Source organism: Streptomyces specialis (assembly GCF_001493375.1).
In the GTDB taxonomy this organism is placed as follows: domain Bacteria; phylum Actinomycetota; class Actinomycetes; order Streptomycetales; family Streptomycetaceae; genus Streptomyces; species Streptomyces specialis.
In genome coordinates this window covers 1-4517 of record NZ_LN929805.1, presented here as the reverse complement: position 1 = coordinate 4517, position 4517 = coordinate 1, and the positions used below count along the sequence as shown (strand labels likewise).

The 4517-nt window shown below is 77.7% G+C and carries 1 protein-coding gene; it reads right to left on the bottom strand.

Annotation, left to right across the window (positions count from 1 at the left end):
* A partial coding sequence (locus tag BN2279_RS07385) for an SDR family oxidoreductase (protein ID WP_159037099.1) occupies window positions 1-4517 on the bottom strand: 4517 nt, incomplete at both ends.

Sequence of the window (4517 nt, the reverse complement as noted above, 5' to 3'; positions counted from 1 at the left end):
GCGGCGAGGGCGCGCACGGCCCGGTGCAGCGCCACCAGGGCGCTGGAACACGCCGTGTCCACGGCCTCGCTCGGCCCGCGCAGGCCGAAGTGGTGGGAGACGCGGTTGGCCAGCACGGCGTGTGACAGGCCGCTGGCCATGTGGGCGCGGACGGCGGCGGGGTCGTCGCGCAGCAGGTCGTCGTAGTCGGAGGTGGAGACCCCGGCGAACAGGCCGGTGGCGCTGCCCGCGAGGTCGGCCGAGGCGTATCCGGCGTCCTGGAACGCGCGCCAGACGACCTCCAGGAACAGCCGCTGCTGCGGGTCCATCAGGGCGGCCTCGGCCGGGGAGATGGAGAAGAACCGGGCGTCGAACCCGGCGATGTCCGGGAGGAACCCGCCGCGCGCCTGCCGGGTGCGGGGGTCGGCGAGCAGCGCCGCCCGGTCCCCGGGCACCGGTCCCACCAGGTCCCGGCCCGCCGCGAGATGGTCCCAGAACGCCGTCAGCGTCGGGGAGCCCGGCAGGATGCCGGCCATCCCGATGACGGCGACGGGCTGCTGTCGCCCGGTCTCCGCCGGGGCGGTGACGGCGGCCGGGCGCGGCGCGACCCGCGGTGGCGGCGGCGGTGCGGGGTCCGGGGCGGGCGCGGCGGGCGCCGGGGCCGCGACGGGCGGTCCGCCGGTGGCGGCGGCGGTGATGGCCGGGCCGTGGTGGGCGCACAGGTGGCGGGCGAAGTCGTCGAGGGTCGGGCACTCGAACAGGACGGTGGGCAGCAGGTCCAGCCCGTAGATGTCGTTGACCTCGCCGGTGAGCTGGGTGAGGGAGATCGAGTCGAAGCCGGAGTCGAGGAGTTCGGCGCGCGGGTCCACCTCGTGCTCGTCCACCATCAGGAACCCGGCGGCGACCCGGCGCAGCGTGGCCGACACCTCGGCCGCCAGCTCCTCCGGCCCGGCTGCCGTGACATGTCCGGTCGTGACCCGCTCGGCCGTGAGGTGTGCGCTGGTGACCTGCTCGGCCGGGAGCGTCCGGGCCGGGGCCGTCGCGCTCTCGACGGCCAGCAGCACCGGCTCCGTCCCGCCGAGGGCCCGGCACAGGACGCGCAGCCCGGTCCCGGTGCTCATCGGCGCCATGTCCCACCGGCGGGCGAACAGGTCACGGACGCCGTCGTCCACGGTCATCCCGCCGTCCGCCCAGAGCGGCCAGCCGATCGCGACGGTCCGCCCGTGCCGCTCGCCCGCCCGGCGGCGCGCCTCCCGTTCCTCCGCGAAGCGGTTGAGGAAGGCGTTGGCGTACGCGTAGTCGGCCTGCCCGATGTTGCCGGTCTCGGCGGCCACCGAGGAGTACAGGACGAGGAAGTCCAGCGGGCGGTCCCCGAGGGCGGCGTCCACGTTCAGCACGCCGGTCACCTTGGGAGCGAGCACCGAGGCCAGCGCCGCGCGGTCCTTCCCGGCGGCCAGGCCGTCCCGGGTGATCCCGGCGGCGTGGATCACGCCGTGCGGGCCGCCGAACCGTTCCGCCGTCTCCGCGACCAGCCGCTCGACCCCGGCCCGGTCGGTGACGTCCGCCGTGGCCCAGTGCACGGTGACCCCGTCGCCCGCCACCGTGGCCATACGGCGGCGGGCGTCGTCGCCGGGGGCGGAACGGGCCGCGAGGACCAGGGTCAGCGGGCGGCCGTGGCGGGCCAGGAACTCGGCCGTGTGCAGGGCCAGGGCGCCGGTGCCGCCCAGCAGCAGGTACGTGCCGCCGGGGCGCAGCGGCAGGGCGGACGGGGCGTCGTCGCCGGTCGGGGCGAACGGTTCGACCCGCCGTTCCAGACGCTCGCCGTCCCGGTACTCGATCTCGAACTGCCCGCCGGGTGCCGCGAGTTCGGCGGCGATCCGGTCGGCAGCGCGGCCGGGCGCGGTGTCCGGCTCCTGGGTCAGGCAGACACCGCTACAGCCCGTGTGCTCCAGCGCCAGCGTGCGCAGCACGGCGGCCATGGCGGTGTGCCGGGCCGGCGCCGCCGGGGGGACCACGTGCACGAGCCGCAGCGGGCGGGGGGCGCCGCGGTCGAGCAGCGCCTCGGCGGCGGACCACAGCGGGAGCAGGACGGCGGACGGCGGCCCGGCCGGGTCCGCCGTGCCGTCCGGGAGGTGCACGACCGCGTCGGGGCGCCGGCCCGCGTCGGCGAGCCGGGCCAGCAGCGCCGCGTACGCCTCGGGCGACGACAGGTCCATGGTCCACCGGTCGGTCCCGGCGGGCACGGGCGCGGGCCCGCCGGGGAACACCGTGACGCGGCGCGCGCCGCGTGCCGCCAGCAGCGCGGCCAGCGCCTCGGCGGTGGCCGTGGTGGCGGGGGCGGCCAGCAGCAGCACCTCGCGCGGCCCCCCGTCCCCGGCGGCGCCGGGCGAGGGGAGCGGAGCGGGCACATGGACGGGCCGGAGGTAACGCGGCTCGCCCGCGACGACCGGCGCCTCCCCGGTCCCGGGCTGCTCCGTCCCGGGCTCCTCGGTCGCGGCCGGTGGCTCGGGCACGGCGGTCGTGGTCGGCGGCTCGGGCAGGGTCAGCCAGTGGCGGCGGCGGTCGAACGGGTACGGCGGCAGCGCCACCCGGCGCGGTGCGGGCGCCGGCCACAGCCGGTCCCACGCGACCGTGACGCCGGTGACCCAGATCCGGGCCAGCTTCTCCAGGTCGCGCCGCGCGAGGAGACCGTCGAGGAACGCGGCGCCGTCCTCGCCGGAGAGCAGCGCGGACGCCAGCGGATCGGCCCCGGCCGTCCCGGTGATCACCCGCTCGTCGCGCCCGCCCGAGGCGAAGGCGGCGAGCCGGGCGCGCAGTTCGTCCGCCGACCGGGCCGGGACGGCGACGCGCACGGGCAGGTCCCGCCGCCCGACCTGGCTGGTGTGGGCCAGACGACGGAGCGACGGGCCGGTCCCGCCGTCCGGTTCACCGATCGTCGCGGCGACGCGGCGGGCGTACTCGGCGAGTTGCTCGCCGGTGCGGGCGGAGAGCAGGAACAGTTCCGTCGCGCCGGGTGTCGCGGCGGGCTCGTCGCGGTCCGCCGTGGCGCCGGGCAGGTACTCCTCGACGATCAGATGGGCGTTGGCGCCGCCCGCGCCGAAGGAGCTGATCCCGGCGCGGCGGGGCGCGGGGCGTCCGTCCTGGCCCTCCGGCCGCGGCCAGGGCTCTGAGCCGCGCGGCAGCCGGAACGGGCTCCGTTCGGGCAGCTCGATCCGGGGGTTCACCTCGTCGAGATGGGCGCAGCCCGCGATCCGGCCGTGCCGCATCTGCAGCAGCACCCGGGTCAGTCCGGCGATGCCCGCGGCGCCCTCCAGGTGCCCGATGTTCGCCTTGACGGAGGAGACCGCGCAGCGGTCGGGCGCCGCCCCCAGCTCCTCGAACGCCTGGTGCAGCGCCGCCATTTCGATCGGGTCGCCGAGCGCCGTGCCCGTGCCGTGCGCCTCCAGGTAGCCGATGCTCCGCGGATCGACACCGGACCGCCGCACGGCCCGCGCGATCAGCCGCGCCTGGGCACCGGGGTTGGGAACGGTGTAACCGCCCGTCCGGCCACCGGCGTTGACCATGCCGCCCTTGATCACGGCGAGGATCTCGTCACCGTCGCGCACGGCGTCGGCGAGCGGGCGCAGCAGGACGGCGCCGACGCCCTCGCCGGGCGTGAAGCCGTCCGCCCGCGCGTCGAAGACCTTGCAGGCGCCGTCGGCGGAGAGCATGTTCATCGCCGACAGCGCCACATGGTGCGACGGGTGCAGGACGAGGTTCACGCCACCGGCCACGGCCATGCGGCACTCGCCGCGCCGCAGGCTCTCGCACGCGAGGTGCACGGCCGTCAGGGAGGACGAGCAGGCCGAGTCGACCGCGAAGCTGGGGCCCTCGAAGTCGAAGTGGTACGACACGCGGTTGGCGACGGACCAGTAGGCGGAGTGCGCCCCGGAGAGCCGGCCCCGGTCCCAGCCGGTGGCGGCGAGACGGCCGTACGAGCCGTACATCACGCCCGCGAAGACGCCGGTCATCCGCTCGTGGGTGGTCTCGCCCAGGCGCCCGGCCCGGTCCAGCAACTCCCAGCAGGTTTCCAGGAAGAGCCGTTCCTGCGGGTCGATGTCGGCGGCGTCCTTGGGGAGGATGCCGAAGAACGCGGGGTCGAAGAGGTCGATGCCCTCCAGGAAGCCGCCCCAGCGACCGTAGGTGCGCTGGTCCCGGCCGCGCCGGGGGTCGAAGTGGGCCCGCCAGTCCCAGCGTTCGCCGGGGATCTCGGTGACGCTGTCGCGGCCCGCGTCGAGGTTGGCCCAGAACGTGTCCAGGTCCGGCGCGCCCGGGTACCGGCCGCTCGCCCCGATGACCGCGATGTCGCCGTCCGTTCCGCCCGCCGGACGCGCCCCGGCGGGCGCGGGCCGAGGCACGGGCGGCGACGCGGGCGGGGGTGTGGGGGCGGGGCGGGGCGCGGGGTCGCCCAGCCCGGCGGCCCGGCGTGCGCCCCGCCGCCCGGCCAGGCGGTCGGGCGGCCGCGCGCCCGCGCGCCGCCCGCAGCGCGCGGGGGCGGG